This is a genomic window from Marasmitruncus massiliensis, from assembly GCF_900186535.1.
Taxonomy (GTDB): Bacteria; Bacillota; Clostridia; order Oscillospirales; family Ruminococcaceae; genus Anaerotruncus; species Anaerotruncus massiliensis_A.
This window is the reverse complement of sequence record NZ_FYDE01000004.1, coordinates 481,611-501,124: the sequence shown is the minus strand read 5'-3', so window position 1 is coordinate 501,124 and position 19,514 is coordinate 481,611. Positions and strand designations below refer to the sequence as shown.

Here is a 19,514-nt window from a genome sequence, read left to right as displayed (position 1 = left end):
ATGTCAAAACTCATGGTAGGCGTTCAGATGCCGGATTTTACTTTTTTCACACCCTTTGAGAGCGGACGTACTCTGTCCCAGACCGCGAGCCGGGTGACCGGGAAGACCGCTCTGCTGTTTCTGCGCTATTATGGCTGTACCTTGTGCCAATTCGATATCCACCAGTTCGCTCGAGCTCATTCTGCTATCGCACGTTCCGGCGGACAGATGCTGGTCGTTCTGCAATCCGATCCACTGCGGCTGGCAGGGCAGCTCAAGCGGGAGGAATTGCCCTTTGATATCATTTGCGACCCGGACCAGACACTCTATAAGCGCTTTGAGATTGGACCTGCACAATCTATGGAGAAAATGGGCGATGCATATACAATGGAAAAAATTGAAGAGGCCACCGCAGCCGGCTTTACTCATGGGGCATATGAAGGCAATGAACTGCAACTTCCTGCCACGTTTGTGGTATCCCCTAAATTGATGTTGGATTATGTCCATTACGGCGTGTCCGCCGGAGATATTCCCACGCCGCAGGCGTTAGCCCAACTGTTAAAGTAGTTAAGCGTTGGCACGAACTCAACAAAGAAATTCCGGAGCAGAAATCAGCGTGACAGACCATTTCAATTGATGCAGTATTGGGAGCAACTTTTAGTATTGCTCCCAATACTGTTAACAAAGTGCTAACGTCTTGGAGATAAAGGCTTTAGGGTAAAGAAAAGCGCACTGCTGACGCCACCCGCTTCAACCGCTGCGGTCTGCTTGACCCGGGCAAAGAAATAAAAGGTCGTGCCCGCTGTCAGGCCGGTGAAGGTTGTGCCATCCTGCCACCCGGTCGGCGTGGTGTTTGAGAGGCTTTTGCCGTATTCCACGTTCTGGCCGGAAACGGTGACGGCATTCAATACTACCTGTGTGTCCGTTTTGCTGACGAGCGTGGGAGTAGGCGCTGTGGAACCGCTGTAATCCGCACGGCTGACAGAAATCGTATGCAGTTGTCATCGGCGGAATCATTTACCACGAACTGAAGCTGGAAGATTTTGGCAAAGCTCTAGTTGAAACCGCTGAAACTGCTTGTACAAAGAGTCAAAACCTCCGGCTAAGCCGGAGGCTTGAATGGCTCTAGAAGGGTACAATACAAACAATACCCCTAAGAATAAATAATAACAGAAACCCTCGATCTGCATATTTTCATTGGAGAGTATACCAAAATAAACAAGCATATAAAGACCGACAGCGAATTGTACGATGCTGCGGGTATATTTTATCTTTTCCAAATAAAAAGCTATGCCCAAAGCAAGAAAGGTACCTATGTATGAAAAATTGAAAAGATAGAATATATTGTCAAGTGTCAGCCATAATGTGGCGGCTAAGGTTTCAAACAACACCCACATTAAAACTGGAAAAGCATATTTTTTCATTAAGGAATCTTCCTTCTTGTTATATAAATAATATGGCTCTCATTTGATTGCCGATTATGCTCATAATCAGCATAAGGTCATCTTTACCGACTAAAACCCATATGCTTGATTTACAATGATTACTTTTATTCTATTCTTGACAAACTGTCCCGTAATAAGAACAAAGTCATTACAAATCCTCTGTTCGTGTCTGCAATCGATGCATTTATCCAGCTTCGTACAAGGCGTACCCTTTTTTAGCCGTTTCGCATCTAAAGGTGCAGCGATTTGCCTTGCACGGCAGACTGCATCATCCACGGTCTCTACCAACTTATTGATACCGACTACAACGATTACCTGCTTTGGCCCGTATAGCATAGGGGCAACGCGGCTCCCATTGCCATCAATGTTGAATAGCTCCCCATCAAGTGTAATGGCATTCGTACCGGTTAAAAATGTATCGACCTCGAAATTTTTTAAGTAGATTGCACGCTTTTCATCCGATGTCAGCCCGGATCGATGCTTATCATAAAAATCAAAGTCATTGCTTCGAACAAAATCAAATACACCTGTTTCCTCTAATGTGACGGAATCTCCGCATCCAACCTTTTCACCATTTTTCATCAACGTATCCATTAATTGAAGCAATTCTTCCTTGTTCTTTACAAAGTATCCAGCAATATTGTTCCGCTGCAAATTAAAAATTACTTTCTTTATTCTTTCGTCCATATCTACCTCTCACAAGACTCATAAGTATATCTCAAACAATTCCGGGTGGAATCTCCATAGTTGATAGCGGCAACCGGACAATGATGAAGGCAACGTAAGCAATTATCACATTTCGGGGACACCCAAAACGGTTTGTTTTCTTTCGTTTCAATCGCATGAACCGGACAATTCTTCACGCACAGTCCACAACGAATGCAGGAACGGTCCACGGTAAAGAGCGAAGTGATCCGGGCTTTCTCATATCGAGCGTGAATGTTCGGCGTTAATCGTCGGATGAGCCAGCTACTGCGATAAGGTTTTTGCGTTCCCTGAATAATCTTACTAAGAGCTTTTTCTGCATGGATCAATTTCCTTTTCTGTATCTCCAACGATGGTATGTCATGCAATATTGAATAGTTTGTGACCATGGCTAGTGCGTAGACGGTTGGCTTAGGAAGTTCTTTTTCTAAAAATAGCTTTTCTATTGAGGCGTCTCCTCCGCCTAAATATCCACCGCATGTGATAATAACAACTATTTTACTGACATTATTAAATCCACTTTTTTGGAGGAATGATTCCATGTGGTTTGAAATTCCCCAAAAACAATTAAAGGTTACCAGAAATAGAGTTTCCCCATCTTCCAAGTAAAATGTGGCAGGCTCCTCAAAGTTACAGACATCTACCAGTTTCCCTTGAAATGCTTCATGTAATTTGATAGCAACATGTTTGGAATTACCAGTTGCGCTATAGTATATTACCACTGTAAAATTGCCTCCTTCCCGCGTGTTTTATAAATAATTGGACAGAGAAATGGCAGCACGGTGAATTGTCGGCCCGATTTGAGACTGAGATGTCCACGCACGACTAGTTCTTTCTTAGCTTTTATAACTTTTCCGCATAGACCATTCGCTCAATCGGCGATGTAAAAAGTTTTCGGCCGGTAGGCTTTATATATTTCTCTGCCATTTCATCGTAACCTAAGTCCTCAATTATCTGCCAACCGTACTTTTTCAAATAGCTTGGCCATATTTCCGGTTCCATTCCAAAAATCCAAATCTTTCTTCTTACATAATCATCGTATCCTTTTTCCCAGACATCTGCGTTCCGTCCATCAAGAAAATCTTTGCAAACATATGTAAAAGCGATACGGCTGCCACAAACCGCTTTAGCTAAAAAATCAAAGATTGATTGAATCCCCGTATTCGTCAAATACTGAGTAACACCCTCCCATATGAAAAAAGTACGTTTCTCATAAGAATAACCAAGAGAGCTCAGTATAGTGCTCAGATTATCGTGGTCAAAGTCTATCGAAGCAAAGTTAACATGGGCAGGAATGTCTTCAAAAATCTTTAGCAGTTGTTTTTGTTTGGTTTTAATGGTTTCGGGTTGGTCTACCTCCCAAATCGGAATGGAGGAAAGACCTTCCAAACGATATGATCTGGTATCGAATCCTGCACCCAGATTAACTACCGCGTCAATCTGACTAATTGAATCAATTAGTTTTTCATCTATATACCGCTTCCTGCACATGATACCTCCCCAAATACCCGGGGACTCTTTTTCGCTTGTTTGAATCATCCAGTTTCTGACAGAGTCCAGCTGCATCTGCCCAACAATACCTTTCATGCTGGACGGCAGGATCCGATAGGCTAAATCATCTTTAATGATACGTTTCTCCTCCGGAAAGTATTGCTCAATTGCGACTATCATGGTTGGACTTGATCCTGTTTGAGCTGCAGCCTTTGCCATATTATATCTCTCCCTTATAGATGGATTACTTGCCTTATGCGGAGTTTAAAGAGACCTCTGGGCTGTGCGTAATATAAATAGCCAATCGGTATAAACATTTTAAACATTATGCGCAGCTCAAATCTGCTTCCGGGCTACCCGGTTTGCTCATAACGAGTAATTCAGACTACCCGTTAAATTATAGTTTAGATGAATCTATTATACCATGTCAAGGGGTAGCTTTTACCTGCGAGCCGAACGCTTCCTTGCAGGAAGCGTCAGGTCTATCGTCTTTTCCTATATGTTTATTGACAAAGGATGTAGATAGATAATATAATACCTATATAGGGAGTATATTACTTATTATGGAGGATGTCAGTGTACGATTTCGATACGATGGATAAAAGATTGACAGTATTTGGCTATTTGTTTCGCGTTGCTAATCGTCTTCAAAGCAAAATGGATTCGCAGATGAAAGACCTAACTGCCAAGCAATGGTTTGTAATTCTGGCATTGGAATTATTTGAACAGCCACCGACGCTAAAGCAACTTGCGGCAGCTTGCGATACTTCTCACCAAAATACAAAGCAACTTGTAATGAAGCTGGCCGAAAAGGGCTTTGTGACAGTCTATAACGACGAGAAAGACGGCAGAGCCATGCGGATAGCAGCAAGCGATCAATGTGAGCAGTGGGACAAAGATAATGAAGAAATTGCAACGCAGTTTATTGACAACATGTTCTCTGGCATGAGTATGGATGAAATTGCTGATTTAAGCGGTTCGTTAATGAGGATATTTGAAAATTTAGATAACATAAACGGGGGGACAGCTAATGTCTAAAAAGATTTTAGTCGCATACACATCGAAGTACGGCTCAACTCGCAAGTACGCTGAATGGATTGCTTCGGCACTGAATGCAGATCTATTTGCAGCCCAAACGGTTGAACCAAAAGTTCTAAGTCAATACGACATCATTATATATGGTGGTGGTCTGTATGCAGGCGGTATTGCAGGTGTAAAACTGGTTACTCAAAATCCCTGCAAAAACCTTATTATGTTTACCGTTGGGTTGGCCAATCCCCACTCAACAGACTATAGTGCAATCATTAATAAGAACTTTACACCAGAGCTTCTCGAAAGAACAAAATTCTTCCATCTGCGCGGAGGGATAGACTACAAAAAGCTTAGTCCTGTCCATAAAGTCATGATGGCCATGATGAAAGGCATGATTCAAAGAAAGCCTGAATCTGAGCGAGAAGTTGATGACAAAGAATTTCTCAATACTTATAATTCAAAAGTGAATTTTGAGGATAAGCGAACCATAGATTCGATAATCTCCTATGTGGAGGGCTTATAAACTTATAGAAAATAACACTTCTGTAGTTTAAGTTATCATAAACATTAGTGGCAATTCTACGCTGAAAAAGAATTCTTTCAAAATTACCTGACAAATCAATTATCGTATATCATCCCGCTAAAGGCGAAAAAATTTGTAACAATATGGGCTATCGTGACTACTCGAATAGACTTTGCCTTATATGCAACAAATCCCAAAGAAAGCCCATAAACACTGTACCTCCAACCAATGTAGCAAAGCCGCCTTGATATTTCATATTCTTAAGAACACCGCGCCAAAACAGTTCTTCTATGGTTCCGTTAACGAGCGCATAAAGTAAAGCTATCTCAAGCGCTTGTATAGGAATAACGGTTATTTCAGGGATAAACACCGCAAACAATGTACCGAAACATGGTAGATACGCGAGAATCATCAAGAGTGACCTTTTTGACGCTTCCATTGGCAATGAAGGCTTGACATAGACGTTTATTATCCCTCTATTCAGAGCATAACAAAATTTTTATAGAAATATTCTACTATATACCTATTAAATAAGCAAATATTTGTCTTAAAATTTATGGCCTTACCCACGCTGTTGCTATCTCTTCTGAATATCCACTTTTTTAGATTTAATGAATTATAAATTAATTATTACATGACTAGAATAATTTTCCTTTTTCCTGAGAAAATTGTAATTGATTATGTATATGTTAGCAATCAATTATGTATCTCATGCGAAGGGGGAAGACCAGATTTCTTATGGGTGAAGCAATCAATTCTGATAGCAAAATAGTTCGTCTCGGTATTGATATTGGATCAACAACCGTTAAACTTGCCGTTTTGGACAGTGAAGACAGACTGCTGTATAGCAATTACTGCAGGCATCATGCCGATCTTTGGCTTACTTTAGAGAAACTTTTTAAAGAATTATATAACTACCTTGGTGATATAAAAATTAAAGCGGCTGTAACAGGGTCAGGAGGTATCTCCATTTCCGAACGGCTGGATTTACCGTTTATACAAGAAGTGATTGCTGGCTGTAAAGCGGCTGAACGGTATATTCCGGACGTCAATATTATCATTGAACTCGGCGGAGAGGATGCAAAACTCACTTTTTTTGAAAACGGCACCGATCAAAGGATGAACGGAATTTGTGCTGGTGGAACCGGCGCTTTTATCGATCAAATGGCAATCCTTTTGAAAACCGATGCCACAGGGCTCGATAAGCTTGCGGAACATAGCAATGCCATCTACCCTATCGCTGCAAGGTGCGGGGTTTTTGCAAAAACTGATATACAGGCGCTGCTGAATGAGGGCGCAAAGAAAGAAAATATCGCCGCCTCTGTTTTTCAGGCTGTCGTCAATCAGACAATCGAAGGATTAGCCTCCGGCAGAAAAATAAAAGGGAAAGTTGGCTTTCTGGGAGGCCCTCTGCATTTCCTCCCCCAACTGCGACGCCGTTTTCAGGAAACTTTAAATTTGCAGGAAAGTGATATGGTTATACCGGAGAATGCGCAGATATATGTGGCCATCGGCGCAGCCCTTTCTGCCGAAAAACAATCAATTTCACTCATGCAGTTGCTAAACCGCTGTAAAACAGGCAAAGCAGAAAATAAGCCTTCGGAAGGCAGACTGAAACCGCTGTTTTCCGATGATATCGAATATAAGAAATTTATCGAAAGACATGCCAGCCATAAAGTAAAAAGAGCGGATTTGGAAGGTTACAGGGGGCTCTGTTATCTCGGTTTGGATATCGGATCTACAACCAGTAAGGCTGCCTTGATTGACAAAGACGGCTCTCTGATCTACTCCTGTTATCGTAATAACGATGGCAGTCCGCTCTTATCGGCCGCATCTATTTTAAAGGAAATCTATTCCCATCTGCCTGAGGGAGCCGTTATCGCTTATTCCGCCGTTACCGGTTATGGAGAGGAATTGATCAAGGCGGCATTTTCCTGCGACCTTGGTGAAGTTGAAACTGTTGCTCACTGTACAGCAGCGAAGTACTTTTTACCAGGCGTTGAAACGATCCTTGATATCGGCGGGCAGGATATGAAATATATGCGTGTACGTGACGGCATTATCAATACTGTCGTTTTAAATGAGGCTTGTTCTTCCGGCTGCGGTTCTTTCATCGAAACTTTTGCAAAATCCTTAGGGTTGTCGGTACAGGAATTTCCCACGCTTGGAATCAAAGCAAAAAATCCGATTGATCTGGGCTCGCGCTGTACAGTCTTTATGAATTCAAAAGTAAAACAGGCTCAGAAAGAGGGAGTTTCCGTTGGAGATATCTCGGCCGGATTATGTTATTCGGTTATTAAAAATGCGCTGTATAAGGTAATTAAGCTGAAAAGCCCTTCCGAATTGGGAGACAAAATAATCGTTCAGGGCGGAACATTCTTAAATAATGCAATTTTGCGCAGTTTTGAAATGATTTCCGGAAAAGATGTTATACGACCGGATATAGCGGGACTGATGGGGGCTTTCGGGGTGGCACTGCTGGCCAAAAACGCTTGGAAAGAAGAAACGCAATCCTCTCTGATACGCGCTGCTCAGCTGGATGTCTTTTCAGTGGATACAAGAATTGCACGCTGCGGGAAATGCACCAACAACTGCCTGCTAACTGTAAATCTTTTTAACAACGGGAAAAAACTGATAACAGGGAACCGCTGTGAAAGAGGCGCGGGACTTGACAGACAGCAAAACGTACCGAATATTTTTGCGTATAAATATAAACGGTTATTTCAGTATCAGCCACTGGAAGCGGAAAAGGCACCCCGAGGAACAATCGGCATTCCCAGAGTTTTGAATATGTATGAAAATTATCCTTTTTGGTTTACCTTTTTTACTACTCTTGGGTTTCGGGTAGAACTATCCCCGGAATCTAACCGACATATTTTTGAACTGGGGATGGACACCATTCCCTCCGATACGGCTTGCTATCCCGTTAAACTTGTTCACGGTCATATCATGGCTCTCATCAAGCAAAATGTAAAGCATCTGTTTTATCCCTGTATTCCGAAGGAACGAGCGGAAATCAACGGGGCTGACAATCATTTCAACTGTCCGATGGTAACCGCTTATGCGGAGGTTATTCATGCTAATATAGACGCGCTGCGTGAAAATGATGTGGTTTTGCATTTTCCCTTCCTGCCGTATGACAACAAGAAAGCGTTGGCCCATAGGCTGTTCGATGAATTCGAAGCGTTTGGCATCACAAAAAATGAAGTGGCAAACGCGCTTGAGCTTGCGTGGATAGAAGATCGGCAGTTCAAAACGGATATTCAAAAGAAGGGGGAAGAAGTCCTGCGTTATTTGAAGGAAACAGGGAGTTGCGGTGTTGTCTTGTCCGGGAGACCCTACCATTTGGACAGAGAAGTCAATCATGGTATTCCAAACTTAATAACATCAATGGGGTTAGCGGTGCTTACGGAGGATTCTATTGCCCATCTGGGACATGTCGAAAGGCCGTTAAGGGTTTTGGATCAATGGATGTATCATTCCCGTCTTTATGAGGCGGCGGATTTTGTAGCCGGACAGGATAATCTGGAACTGGTACAGTTGAATTCTTTCGGCTGCGGGCCGGATTCCATTGCTTCGGAACAGGCAAGCGAAATATTAAATCATAACGGCAAAATTTATACCTTAATAAAAATTGATGAGACCAGTAATCTTGGCGCCATAAAAATCCGGCTAAGGTCATTGAAAGCGGCAATGGAAGCCCAAAAAGAAAATAGAATTTGCCAAACAAAGCATATTCCTATACTAAAAAGCAACTTCTTTCTAAAGGAAATACGCAGCAAATACACTATTTTGGCGCCGCAGATGGCTCCTATCCATTTTGCACTGCTTCAAGAGGCGGTACGTTCCGAAGGCTATTGTTTTGAAATCCTTCCTAATGCGAATAAGGAAGATATCGAAATCGGGCTGAAATATGTAAACAACGATTCCTGCTACCCTTCCATTATTGTGATTGGGCAAATCCTTCGGGCTCTGCAGTCTGGCAAATATGATCTTGGTCATACCGCGGTAATCATGAGCCAAACGGGAGGGCCCTGCAGAGCCAGCAACTATCTGGCTTTATTAAAAAAAGCGATGTTTGCCGCCGGGTTTCAACAAGTGCCGATCCTGTCGCTAAATGTCGCCCGTTTTGAAAAAGATTCCGGCCTTCAAATGACCGTACCTTTCATAAAAAAATCTATTATGGCGATTCTGTATGGCGATATGCTCATGAAAATCCTGTTTCATATCCGGCCTTATGAAATCAATAAAGGGGCATCCAACCAGCTTTTTTCCGAATGGATAGCAAGATGCAAAGCCAATATCCGTCAAGGAAATTCCGCTGTCTTTCGTGAAAACATTTATAAAATTGTGAAAGATTTTGAAAATATCCCCATACGGAATGAAGTAAAAGCACGGATTGGCCTTGTCGGTGAAATTCTCGTAAAATATCATCCCGTTGCCAACAACAATATGGTTGATTTTATCGAGGATATGGGCGCCGAAATGGTTGTTCCTGGTCTTATGGATTTTTTCCTCTACTGTGCTTATGGCGGAGAATCGGACAACCGTTTTTTGGGCGGCGGCAAAACGCGGCGGATGCTATACAACACCTTGATTCGGTGTGTAGAACATTATCGGAAGGATATAAGAAATGCTCTCCAAAACAGCCAACGGTTTACGGTTCCCAGCACAATATTTGAAATGGCCCAAAAGGCTGAGCCTTTCCTTTCCCTTTGTAACCGGTCCGGAGAGGGATGGCTCCTCACCGCGGAAATGATTGAGTTAATTGAGGAAGGAACCAATAATATTATTTGTATGCAGCCCTTTGCTTGTCTTCCCAACCATATTACCGGGAAAGGCATGATTAAAACATTAAAAGAACGATATCCGCAAACAAATATTTTAACAGTAGATTATGATCCGGGTGCCAGTGAAATTAACCAGATCAATCGTGTGAAACTGATGCTGGAAAGAGCAAAAACATCTCAATAAAAATAAAAAGGATTGGGCATTCTCAGCTTTACAAATTTTACTCTGCAAAATCCGAAGAGAGGGGTAGCCATTTTTTAGGCTATCCCTCCTTTTTATTTCCTGCAACTCTTTATTTGAAAGATTTAGCAACCTTACCACTTTTTCAAGAACATTTTTACCGCGCCGGATCACGGCTCTTTCTGAATGAATATTATATCCGGACGGCAAAGCAGCCGCTATGAATCCCCGGCCTCATTATTCATCCTCCGTTCCATCATCGTGCGGTACGTCAAGCAGTTTAAAAGCCATAACCCTCATGTCATTTTCGTCTGGGTCAGCAATATCAATCATTTCCCGTCTTTCTCTTGATCAATACTTTTTCATCACGTTACACTTTGTTTTGGAATAAACTGATCTGTAGACTTTCTGCCGAGTCTGACAAGCTAAACTGTTGCACCATAAAACAATTTATCAGTGAAAGGAGTTCATTATGTCTAGGAATTATATGTGCTCCCCGTATTACGGGAATCAAACGCAGCGCCATGTCCATGAAGTTCAAGGCAGTGTAAAATTGGCCGAACTTCAGGAAGATCCTCACGGTCATCGTTTTGCAACTGTCTCAGGCCAAGCAATTCCCATAGGAAGCAATGACCATTATCATGAGGTTAGGTTTTGTACCGATTTCTATGAGAATCATTTCCATGAATTTGCAGGAAAAACTTCCGGAGCAATTCAAGTTGGTGACAGACACGTCCATTTTTTAGAGTCTGTGACTTCAGTGAACGATGGGCACAAACATGCATTCCGGCTAGCGACCTTGATCGAAGACCCTACCGGAGATTAAAAATGTTTGAGCTATACCTACCCGGCTCTAAAAAATATTGTCGGGTAGTATTCTCATAAAAAATATACGGGTAAACGCCAGAAGGCGTTTTTTATTTTAAAACACCAAATCATCGCGCATTAGTTCCATCACATTTTTATCACAAGTCAAAGCCGTTTTACATAGGATACTTAAGCAGGTACATCTGCTAAAAAATTAAGGAGTCTTTCTATGAATAAAAAACTTTCGCCGGACTATTACGAAAAATCGGACAACGAACAGAGCAACCGCTGCTGCCAGCATTGGGAATGCTGCTGCCGCAAATGTAATCGTTGCTGCAAGGAATATTGTGAAAATTGTTTGCAAGCGAGCGAAAATGACAACGATTCATCCTGTTCCTGCCGCTATTAATGAATATAAATGATAGCCTGCTGTAATAAGCAGGCTTTTTTATGTGTTTATTTTTGTTCTCCCGTTTTCTCAAAATAAAATACAACGTGCTTCGGGTTTGGAATAACGAGCCCGTATCTGACTGCAATCTGATGTGTTAAGAGATGAGTTATAATAAATAAAAAACCTGCATGGATAAGCCATCCATGCAGGTTTGTGTTGGTGGAGATGGCGGGAATTGAACCCGCGTCCGAAAACTCATTCATCCAAGTTTCTCCGAGTGCAGTCAGTCTTTTAAAATTCCCTCACCGAATCGCCGGCAGACAGGCTAAACAGTTTGGTAGCCCCCGATACGATCTTATCCTACGAGGCGCTCGGACAGATCGTTCACCACTAATCGACGCCTTATCCGCGGCCGTGGTACTCCGCGGTAAGACGGCTGCTTAATTAAGCAGCAAAAGCTAAATTATTATTGTCGTCTAATTTAAAACGTCATACTTTTATAGAGGTGCATGCTCCTCTACTCGCTGCTCAGACTTCAAAATCCCCGTCGAAACCTTTACATCCCCAGATAGACAACCCTAGTCAGGTTGTATCAATAGTATAACACGCTTTATGCTTTTTGTCTATCCCGCAGAGCCCTGTCAATATCTCTCTGCGCGTCGCGCTTGGCCATGTCACTGCGCTTATCATGAAGCTGTTTTCCTTTGCAGAGCCCCAGCTGCATTTTCACACGCGAACCTTTAAAATAGAGCGAAAGCGGGATTAGCGTATAGCCCTGCTGAGCCACCAGCCCCATCAGCTTATGAATCTCCCGCCTGTGCATCAGCAGACGGCGCTCACGGTAGGAGTCACGGTTAAAAATATTGCCGTGCTCATAGGGCGCAATGTGCATCTGTTTAACATACAGTTCCCCGTTTGAAATATCGCACCAGCTGTCTTTCAGATTGCAGGAACCGGCGCGCAGGGACTTCACCTCAGTGCCAAACAGTTCTATACCCGCTTCAAAGCTTTCCTCTACAAAATATTCATGTCGTGCCTTGCGGTTCACACTGATGGTTTTGGTCGATTTCTTTTCCATCGGTCACAAGTCCTTTCTGTCTTTTCATCCACCCGCAAGATGACAATTGTTATCGAAACACCCAGAGACGGCTGATGATGAAATTCAGCACCAGTGTAATGCAGGTGGTCGCAAGTTTGGCAACCAGTTTTCCCATTCCAAAATAGTCCATGGAAACCTTTAAAAGCAGGAGGCTGACCGCCAGCACCGCAAGGTTAGTGATAATAAAACGTACCAGTTGCAGACTGAAAAAGCGGTGAGACGTTTGGAATGTCCACTTGCGGTTGACCAGATAGCTGTTAAGCATTCCGGTCGCGTATCCGCAGCACTGTCCAAAAAAAACATTCACGCCGAGCGCCACGGACAAAAGCGAATATACCCCGACGTCTACCAGTGTATTCGCCACGCCTGTAACACCGAATTTCAGAAGACGTTTGAATTCGTCTTCATTCAGATGAAAAAAATCAATCATTGATTGAAAGCCTTTCTTTTCCGTTCTTTCCTTATTTTGCCACGAAATATCTAATTTAATCAAATCTTCTGTCAGCGTTGAGTGAGCATGCAGTCAGAAGATTGAGTCAAAAACGATGCAAAAAGATTGCTTCGCGCAGATTATCATAGCATTTTTCCGATAGTTCGTCAACACGGGCCGTTTCAGCCAAATAAATGTAAATCCCAAATCAGCTTTCCAAAAATCCCGATCAGCACGACAATCAGCATAGCCTTAATGAATTTACTTCCTTTTTGAATGGCCATACCGCTTCCCAGCCAGCCGCCGCAGATACAGCAGATTGCCGCTGGAACCGTCACTGAAAAGAGGATCTGTCCCGCAAAAAGATAGAGCACCATGCTTGCAAAATTGGACGACAGGTTGGCAACCTTTGCATTTCCGCTTGCGGTTACGTAATCGAATCCCACGAAAGTGGTATAGCAGAAAATCATGAAGGTGCCTGTCCCGGGCCCGATCAATCCGTCATAGGCCCCGATAAAAAAGCCAATCAGCGCACAGCTCAGGTACAGCTTTTTGCCTTCCAGCAAGGTTTTCCTTCGCCGGCTGTTCCCTCCAAACAGGACAAACACCGCTACAACCGGAAGGATGATCAGGAATATCTTTTTCAGCGTGCTGCTGTCAATCATCAGGTTCAGTTTAGAGCCGATCGCCGCGCCGGCCAGCGCCAGAATTCCGGAAATGACAGCTCCAAGGACGTGCATCTTGCCATTTTTATAAAACCGAACCGCGGATATAATACTCCCGGCACAAGCCGAAAACTTGTTGCTTCCGCATGCCATATGTACCGGCATTCCCGTCAGCATAAACGCCGGCAGACTGATCAGTCCGCCTCCTCCGGCGATGCTGTCCACAAAGCTCGCCAGAAAAACAAGCGGGCAAACAATCAGAATCATTTGCATTGTTGTCATACTGAATAAACCCCTCTGTCCCAAAATAAGATCGCATCATCGGATTCCTGACATAAAAACAGCCTTGCACAGTTGTGCAAAGGCTGTTCCCCGCATCAGATTTCACTGCGGCCTTCAAGCGCGCGATAAAGCGTTACCTCATCCGCATATTCAAGGTTGCTGCCCACCGGAATCCCATAGGCAAGCCGTGTTACCCGCACATTCATCGGTTTCAGGAGCCGGGCAATATACATTGCAGTAGCTTCCCCCTCCACAGTGGGGCTTGTGGCCATCACCACTTCCCTGATCACGCCGTCGCCCATCCTTGCAATCAGTTCTTTTATATAAAGCTGATCAGGCCCGATTCCGTCCATCGGCGAAATCAGCCCATGCAGCACATGATAGAGCCCGTGATATTCTTTGGTGCGCTCAAATGCAATGACATCCTGCGAGTTTTCCACCACGCAGACGATACTCCGGTCACGGGCCTGGTCCGCACAAATCGGGCAAAGCTCACTTTCCGTCAGGCTTTGGCACACCTTGCATTTTTTGATCTTTTCATGGGCTTCCACAATTGCATCCGCAAACTGCTGCGCCCTCTCCTTCGGAAGAGACAGCACATAGAACGCCAGTCGCTGAGCGGATTTCCTGCCGATCCCGGGCAGGCGTTCAAACTGCTCGATCAGTTTGGTGAGCGGCAAAACGTTGTACGCCATTGTTTTTGTTAAAACATCCCCGGGATATTCAGATTCCCGGTGATTTTCTCCATTTCCGCGGCAGACTTTTCCTCAACAGACCGGATTGCCTCGTTCACGGCGGCGACCATCAAATCCTGCAGCATTTCAATATCTTCCGGGTCAACAATTTCCGGCTTCAGAGAAATGGACCTGATCTCTTTCTTCCCGCTGATGACAACCTCAACCATGCCGCCTCCGGAAGTTGTGGTAAATTCCATCTGTTCCAGCTCTTCCTGCTTTTTCTTCATGTCTTCCTGCATTTTCTGAGCCTGGCGGATCATGGCGTTCATATTCTGGGGGCCGCCTCCCATCCCCTGTGGCAATCTTGCTTTCACGGTAAGTTCCTCCAAAATTTCATCTTTTATTTCAGATCGACCGGCACACTCAGTGCACTTGCCTTCTTCAACATCCCCATCAGCGGGTCGGAAGCCTTTTGAGCCACGGCATGCTTTTCGGGATTATAAGGGCCTAAATTATATTTCTGTCCGGTTACGGACAGAATCGCGCTGCGCAGGCTTTCCTTGGCCGCCATGCTGGTACGGAGCAGCGTCAGGAACATTTCGTTCTTGCAGTCAATGAGCATCATGTCTTCCGAAGTGTAAGCGCAGGAATCGATCATTGCGCCATGAAGCGCACCGTTGATCTTCTGAAGCTCCGATAAAACCTCCGCCCACTGAGAAAAGGGTTCCACTTCCTTGCCTGCGGCCTGAACGGCCGATTTAGCGCTTTTCTCCGGTTTTGCGGAAGCAACCGGCGGCTCCGCCTGCAAAACCGGTCTGACATCGGCGGTAGACTGAACAGGCTGGGGCGCCGCAGTGCCTGCACCTGTCCGGATCATTTTTTCCAGCTTGTCAATCCGTTCCGCAAGGCCTTCCATGCCGTTGCCCATTCTGGCGTCACACAGGCGGATCAAAGCCATCTCAAATTCCGTGCGCTTGAACGCGGTTCTGGACAGCTTTCCCATGGTTTCCTGCAGCACGTCAATGGAATACATCACCCTGGCAAGCGGAATCTCCTTGGCCTGCTTATACAGCAGCTGCAAATCCTCCGGTGTCGCCTGAATCAGGTCGTCCGGCTCTTTCACCGTCCGGGCAATCATGAGATTCCGATAGTGGCTGACAAGCTGTTCGCACAGCCGGACATAGTCCACGGAATTTTCGCTCAGCGCATCCAGAATCACCAGCGCTTCCGACGGGTTGCCGGCCGCCGTCGCGTCCGCCATCCGGAAAAGCGGCTCCTGCCCGGACAGCCCGGCCGCCTTTGTCACAACCTCCCCGGTAATCGCATCGCCATAGGAGATGCACAGGTCCAGCAGGGACAGCGCGTCGCGCATGCCGCCGTCGGAAAGACGGGCAATCAGCATCGCGGCGTCATCATCAATCACGACCTGTTCCTGCCCGCAGACATAGAGCAGCCTGTCCGCAATGGTGCGGGATTTGATCCGCTTAAAGTCAAATCGCTGGCAGCGGGACAGGATGGTTGGCAAGACCTTATGGATTTCCGTAGTGGCAAGAATAAAAATGACGTGCTCGGGAGGCTCCTCCAGAATTTTCAGCAGCGCGTTGACCGCGCCGGGAGAAAGCATATGGCATTCATCGAGAATGTAAACCCGGTATTTTGCCACAGCAGGCATAAAGTACGCTTCCTCGCGCAGCTGCCTGATGTTGTCCACGCCGTTGTTGCTGGCCGCATCAATTTCCGCCACATCCAAAATGGAACCGTCATCAATCCCGCGGCAGATTTCACACTCGTTGCAGGGGTTTCCGTCTTTTGGATGAAGACAGTTGACCGCCTTTGCCACGATTTTGGAACAACTCGTTTTACCCGTTCCCCGGGAACCGGTGAACAGGTAAGCGTGTGAAAATTTTCCGGAAGCGACCTCATGCTTCAACGTGACGGTAATATGCTCCTGTCCCACCACATCATCAAAATCGCGCGGACGCCATTTTCGATAAAGCGCCTGATACATATTCCTCACCTGCCATTCCGGATATAAAAAATGTATGCCCACATATGCGGGCACGCAGATTACCTGCGGCGCACATCACAAACCGCTTAATGCTGCTCGGTTCCCCGCCTGACATGGTTCACGGTGCTCTGTCGCACAGGACCCGCATACCCGCATGTCTGGGCACACATCGGTCATGCTGAATCTTATTCATAAGACGCTGTGCTATTATAACACAGCGTCGGGCAGATTTCAAGCCCTTGCAAAAGAACGTTATCGCTGCTTCGCGTAAAAGAAAAGCGCCACGGTACCCGGCCCCGAATGCGCCCCGACTGTCGGGCCGACATAGCTGATGCTGTAATTTTTGATTCCAAACCGGCGCGATATTTCATCCGCCACAAACTGCGCGTCATCAATGCAGTCCCCGTGGCTGATAAAAAACCTGTCGCAGCGCTCTCTGTCCATCTGTTTTTCCATATTGTCTACCAACGTCAGTAAAGAGGCTTTCCTCCCCCGCACTTTTCCTGTCGGCACCAGCCGTCCGGCGTCATCAACATGGAGAACCGGCTTAATGCCAAGCATGGAACCGACCACCGCGGCGGTAACCGACACGCGGCCCCCGCGGTGCAGATGAAACAGGTCGTCCACCGTAAACAAGTGCGCCATATGGGGAATATCGTCCCGGATTTTTGCCTCGCATTCCTCCAATGTCATCCCTGCTTCCTGATACCGCACGGCGCGGTCAAGCAGCAGCCCCTGTCCCGCCGACGCGCACAGGGAATCCAAAACGACCAGCCGCTGATTCGGATACTTTGCCGACAATTCCTCCGCCGCCAGACGCACACTGTTAAAGGTTCCCGACAACGCCGAAGAAAACATGATTGCCAGCACGTCGTTCCCCGCGTCCAAAAGCGGCGTCAGTTTTGCTATTGCGTCTTCCAGGTTGATCTGAGCCGTTATGGGCATTTTGCCGGAACGCATCAGCGCATAAAAATCCGGCCTGGACAGTTCCGGGTCATGGCAGCGATGGGTTTTTCCGTCTATTGTATAGGTGAGCTCCATTTCTGTCACATGATTTGCTGCAGCAAACCCCGGGACCATATCCGCATTGGAATCTGTTACTAAAACAAATGGGTTCATCATCTACCCTCCAAACAGTTGTCTGGCCTCCCTCAAAATACCAATCATACCAAGAAAACAGAGCGCTTGCCATGGCTGCGTCTCTTTATTTTCGGCCGGGCGGCGCAGGGAAACACCAGCAGGTGATAGCCTTGGAATAAACTGTTATTTGTTTTTCATTATACCGTAATCCGGCTGCCATTACAAGAGCATATCAAAGTTTGGAAAGATAGATACCGTCGGTGATCTCTTTAAAAATCGGCGCGGCAGTATCCCCGCCTGAGTCCCCGCCCTCTACAAGCACAACGATCGCATAGAGCGGCGTTTCAGCCGGATAATAGCCCGCAAACCACGCATGGACGATTTCCGTCTCCCCGTCTGATTCATAGATGCCGGTCTGCGCGGAAGCGGTTTTCCCTCCCGCCAAACCGTTCATAGGGGTTGCCGCTTTGCCGCTCCCGTTTACCACATTGGAAACAAGCGCTTCCCTCAAAATCCGGGATGTGCGCTCGTTAATGACACGGTTGGGCGCGTAAACCGTTGTGTGCTGGGCAATAGTCTCCCCATCCTCGGTGAAGCCCTCCACAAGGCGAGGCGTCACCGTATAGCCCCCGTTGGCAATTACGGAAATCATCTGAGCGATCTGGATGGGGGTAGCAGTCAGCCTGCCCTGCCCAAAAGAAAAATTACCAACCGCCGCGGGCTGCTCCAGTTCATCGTCCCGGGGCAATGTCCCGCTCTGGGTGCGGATGTCGTCGCTGAAAACAGCCGCCTTCCCAAATCCTATATCGCGGGCCAGAGAAGCGATGCGCTTGCCCCCTGTCTCAAGCCCCAGATGGATAAAAAACGGGTTGCAGGATACTTCGATCGCGCGCTGCAGATCAAGCTCCCCATGCCCCGTACGCCAGTGGCAGTTGAAACGATTCCCTTCCACATCAATATATCCGTTGCAGTAATAGGGCGTATAGCGTCCAAACCCGTTTTCCAGCGCCGCGGCCGCCGTTACAAGTTTGAAGGTCGAGCCTACGCTGTACTGGGAAAAAGCGCGGTTGACAAACGGACTGGCCGGATTCTTGAGGCTTGCCGCAAGATTGTTCGGGTCAAATACGGGTACCGAAACAGAAGCCTTGATATCGCCGGTATTGACATCCATGACAACCGCAGCGCCCTTCTCAACCTGCTGCATCGCCCGTTCGGCCACACGCTGGATATCCGCGTCCAAAGTCAGCGCCACACCGCCCTTATCCTGATAGTTGTCCTGAACAATCTCAGGGGCTTCGCTGAGCATCGCGCGCCCAAGCGCGTCCAGCCGATAGCGCAGCTGGAGCTTCCCGCTGTGCTGCTTTAAATACGCGTTATACGCCATCTCGATTCCGGCGGCCCCATCTGTTTTTCCGGGATTGAGATAACCGATGATGTGCGGCGCGATCTGCCAGGTGCCATAGCGTTTGACAGCATCGAACATTTCAACCCCTTTGGCGTAGACAGCTGTTTTTTCCGGGGTAATCAGATAGGGCTTTGTGTTTTTCCCATCCAGGTTAAACGCCTCACCGGTTTCCTGCGCCGCCTCGGCAAGTGCGGTAAACGCTTCAGGCGACGGCTGCACAGCGGCAACCGAACGCCGCTCTGTCCCTACAAGCGGCTTTAAATTGCAGTCATAGATCATTCCCCGCGTATTATCCACATCTAAGAGATAGCTGCTTTGCGCATGGGCGACGGACGCGAGGGAATCCCCCATAGAAAGCGCGTAGATGCGGCAAAGAATCCCTGTAAACAGAATGATGACTGTAAAATAAATTGCAACTGTCCTTTTTCCCAATCAAAATCACCTGCTTTCAAATTTTCCGGCAGATAGTATTGTTGGCAAAAATAGAAAAACTTACTCAATTTTCATCAAATTGAGCAAGCTTC

General features: G+C 46.2%; 20 protein-coding genes and 2 other RNA genes. 7 read left to right on the top strand and 15 right to left on the bottom strand.

The annotated features are described in order from the left end of the window. Together C1A10_RS06345 and C1A10_RS18440 are read left to right on the top strand one after the other, a co-directional pair. Positions 1-546 (top strand): redoxin domain-containing protein, encoded by a 546-nt coding sequence (locus tag C1A10_RS06345; RefSeq protein ID WP_101909451.1) that lies wholly within the window; start codon positions 1-3, stop codon positions 544-546. A gap of 228 nt (positions 547-774) precedes the next feature. Further along, positions 775-948, top strand: a complete 174-nt coding sequence (locus C1A10_RS18440; protein ID WP_180951021.1) for a hypothetical protein — start codon at positions 775-777, stop codon at positions 946-948. A 44-nt stretch (positions 949-992) separates the two neighbouring features. Here the strand turns inward: C1A10_RS18440 and C1A10_RS06335 are convergent, their stop codons facing one another. The 4 genes from C1A10_RS06335 to C1A10_RS06320 form a co-directional block, all read right to left on the bottom strand. Next, positions 993-1,403, bottom strand: coding sequence for a hypothetical protein (locus tag C1A10_RS06335; RefSeq protein ID WP_101909449.1), 411 nt, complete (start codon positions 1,401-1,403; stop codon positions 993-995). Between the two features lie 90 nt (positions 1,404-1,493). Then, the gene (locus C1A10_RS06330; protein ID WP_101909448.1) at positions 1,494-2,111 is read right to left on the bottom strand and encodes a lactate utilization protein; all 618 of its coding nucleotides are present in this window, start codon (positions 2,109-2,111) and stop codon (positions 1,494-1,496) included. A gap of 2 nt (positions 2,112-2,113) precedes the next feature. Beyond that, positions 2,114-2,851 carry an EFR1 family ferrodoxin gene (locus C1A10_RS06325; RefSeq protein WP_101909447.1) on the bottom strand — a complete coding sequence of 246 codons (738 nt, stop codon included), beginning with the start codon at positions 2,849-2,851 and terminating at the stop codon, positions 2,114-2,116. A 121-nt stretch (positions 2,852-2,972) separates the two neighbouring features. After that, positions 2,973-3,839: an SAM-dependent methyltransferase gene (locus C1A10_RS06320; protein WP_101909446.1), complete on the bottom strand. Its 867-nt coding sequence runs from the start codon at positions 3,837-3,839 to the stop codon at positions 2,973-2,975. A gap of 357 nt (positions 3,840-4,196) precedes the next feature. On the opposite strand from C1A10_RS06320, the gene C1A10_RS06315 reads away from it, so the two are divergent. Together C1A10_RS06315 and C1A10_RS06310 are read left to right on the top strand one after the other, a co-directional pair. After that, entirely contained in the window at positions 4,197-4,658 is a 462-nt protein-coding gene (locus C1A10_RS06315) for a MarR family winged helix-turn-helix transcriptional regulator (protein WP_180951020.1), read from the top strand. Next, entirely contained in the window at positions 4,651-5,175 is a 525-nt protein-coding gene (locus C1A10_RS06310) for a flavodoxin domain-containing protein (RefSeq protein WP_101909444.1), read from the top strand. Before C1A10_RS06315 ends, C1A10_RS06310 begins: the two co-directional genes overlap by 8 nt. Before the next feature lie 157 nt (positions 5,176-5,332). Here C1A10_RS06310 and C1A10_RS18940 read toward each other — a convergent pair whose 3' ends face one another. Next, positions 5,333-5,587, bottom strand: a complete 255-nt coding sequence (locus tag C1A10_RS18940) for a CPBP family glutamic-type intramembrane protease (RefSeq protein WP_101909443.1) — start codon at positions 5,585-5,587, stop codon at positions 5,333-5,335. A gap of 326 nt (positions 5,588-5,913) precedes the next feature. On the opposite strand from C1A10_RS18940, the gene C1A10_RS06300 reads away from it, so the two are divergent. From C1A10_RS06300 to C1A10_RS06290, 3 genes are all read left to right on the top strand, one after another. Beyond that, complete coding sequence (locus tag C1A10_RS06300) at positions 5,914-10,149, top strand: 2-hydroxyacyl-CoA dehydratase (protein ID WP_242968847.1); 4,236 nt, start codon at positions 5,914-5,916, stop codon at positions 10,147-10,149. 469 nt (positions 10,150-10,618) lie between these two features. Then, positions 10,619-10,972 carry a YmaF family protein gene (locus C1A10_RS06295; RefSeq protein WP_242968846.1) on the top strand — a complete coding sequence of 118 codons (354 nt, stop codon included), beginning with the start codon at positions 10,619-10,621 and terminating at the stop codon, positions 10,970-10,972. A 210-nt stretch (positions 10,973-11,182) separates the two neighbouring features. Next, positions 11,183-11,362, top strand: coding sequence for a hypothetical protein (locus C1A10_RS06290; RefSeq protein ID WP_101909442.1), 180 nt, complete (start codon positions 11,183-11,185; stop codon positions 11,360-11,362). Between the two features lie 199 nt (positions 11,363-11,561). Here the strand turns inward: C1A10_RS06290 and ssrA are convergent. From ssrA to C1A10_RS06240, 10 genes are all read right to left on the bottom strand, one after another. Then, positions 11,562-11,910: a transfer-messenger RNA gene (gene ssrA / locus C1A10_RS06285) on the bottom strand. Between the two features lie 44 nt (positions 11,911-11,954). After that, positions 11,955-12,422 (bottom strand): SsrA-binding protein SmpB, encoded by a 468-nt coding sequence (gene smpB / locus C1A10_RS06280; RefSeq protein WP_101909441.1) that lies wholly within the window; start codon positions 12,420-12,422, stop codon positions 11,955-11,957. A 49-nt stretch (positions 12,423-12,471) separates the two neighbouring features. Then, entirely contained in the window at positions 12,472-12,873 is a 402-nt protein-coding gene (locus C1A10_RS06275) for a GtrA family protein (RefSeq protein WP_101909440.1), read from the bottom strand. Between the two features lie 182 nt (positions 12,874-13,055). Continuing rightward, positions 13,056-13,820, bottom strand: coding sequence for a sulfite exporter TauE/SafE family protein (locus tag C1A10_RS06270; RefSeq protein WP_101909439.1), 765 nt, complete (start codon positions 13,818-13,820; stop codon positions 13,056-13,058). A gap of 95 nt (positions 13,821-13,915) precedes the next feature. After that, entirely contained in the window at positions 13,916-14,515 is a 600-nt protein-coding gene (recR, locus tag C1A10_RS06265) for a recombination mediator RecR (protein WP_101909438.1), read from the bottom strand. An 8-nt stretch (positions 14,516-14,523) separates the two neighbouring features. Continuing rightward, positions 14,524-14,847, bottom strand: a complete 324-nt coding sequence (locus C1A10_RS06260) for a YbaB/EbfC family nucleoid-associated protein (RefSeq protein WP_180951051.1) — start codon at positions 14,845-14,847, stop codon at positions 14,524-14,526. A 50-nt stretch (positions 14,848-14,897) separates the two neighbouring features. Then, positions 14,898-16,505, bottom strand: a complete 1,608-nt coding sequence (gene dnaX / locus C1A10_RS06255; protein ID WP_101909436.1) for a DNA polymerase III subunit gamma/tau — start codon at positions 16,503-16,505, stop codon at positions 14,898-14,900. Between the two features lie 49 nt (positions 16,506-16,554). Continuing rightward, positions 16,555-16,653, bottom strand: an RNA gene (gene ffs / locus C1A10_RS06250) — signal recognition particle sRNA small type. Between the two features lie 104 nt (positions 16,654-16,757). After that, positions 16,758-17,624, bottom strand: coding sequence for a DegV family protein (locus C1A10_RS06245; RefSeq protein ID WP_101909435.1), 867 nt, complete (start codon positions 17,622-17,624; stop codon positions 16,758-16,760). 193 nt (positions 17,625-17,817) lie between these two features. Continuing rightward, positions 17,818-19,422, bottom strand: a complete 1,605-nt coding sequence (locus C1A10_RS06240; protein WP_101909434.1) for a peptidoglycan D,D-transpeptidase FtsI family protein — start codon at positions 19,420-19,422, stop codon at positions 17,818-17,820. Positions 19,423-19,514: the final 92 nt, after the last annotated feature.

Coding starts and splice junctions, on each gene's coding strand:
- C1A10_RS06345 (WP_101909451.1), top strand. CDS start 1: ATGTCAAAACTCATGGTAGGCGTTCAGATGCCGGATTTTACTTTTTTC.
- C1A10_RS06335 (WP_101909449.1), bottom strand. CDS start 1,403: ATGAAAAAATATGCTTTTCCAGTTTTAATGTGGGTGTTGTTTGAAACC.
- C1A10_RS06330 (WP_101909448.1), bottom strand. CDS start 2,111: ATGGACGAAAGAATAAAGAAAGTAATTTTTAATTTGCAGCGGAACAAT.
- C1A10_RS06320 (WP_101909446.1), bottom strand. CDS start 3,839: ATGGCAAAGGCTGCAGCTCAAACAGGATCAAGTCCAACCATGATAGTC.
- C1A10_RS06310 (WP_101909444.1), top strand. CDS start 4,651: ATGTCTAAAAAGATTTTAGTCGCATACACATCGAAGTACGGCTCAACT.
- C1A10_RS18940 (WP_101909443.1), bottom strand. CDS start 5,587: ATGATTCTCGCGTATCTACCATGTTTCGGTACATTGTTTGCGGTGTTT.
- C1A10_RS06300 (WP_242968847.1), top strand. CDS start 5,914: ATGGGTGAAGCAATCAATTCTGATAGCAAAATAGTTCGTCTCGGTATT.
- C1A10_RS06295 (WP_242968846.1), top strand. CDS start 10,619: ATGTCTAGGAATTATATGTGCTCCCCGTATTACGGGAATCAAACGCAG.
- C1A10_RS06290 (WP_101909442.1), top strand. CDS start 11,183: ATGAATAAAAAACTTTCGCCGGACTATTACGAAAAATCGGACAACGAA.
- smpB (WP_101909441.1), bottom strand. CDS start 12,422: ATGGAAAAGAAATCGACCAAAACCATCAGTGTGAACCGCAAGGCACGA.
- C1A10_RS06275 (WP_101909440.1), bottom strand. CDS start 12,873: ATGATTGATTTTTTTCATCTGAATGAAGACGAATTCAAACGTCTTCTG.
- C1A10_RS06270 (WP_101909439.1), bottom strand. CDS start 13,820: ATGACAACAATGCAAATGATTCTGATTGTTTGCCCGCTTGTTTTTCTG.
- recR (WP_101909438.1), bottom strand. CDS start 14,515: ATGGCGTACAACGTTTTGCCGCTCACCAAACTGATCGAGCAGTTTGAA.
- C1A10_RS06260 (WP_180951051.1), bottom strand. CDS start 14,847: ATGGGAGGCGGCCCCCAGAATATGAACGCCATGATCCGCCAGGCTCAG.
- dnaX (WP_101909436.1), bottom strand. CDS start 16,505: ATGTATCAGGCGCTTTATCGAAAATGGCGTCCGCGCGATTTTGATGAT.
- C1A10_RS06245 (WP_101909435.1), bottom strand. CDS start 17,624: ATGAACCCATTTGTTTTAGTAACAGATTCCAATGCGGATATGGTCCCG.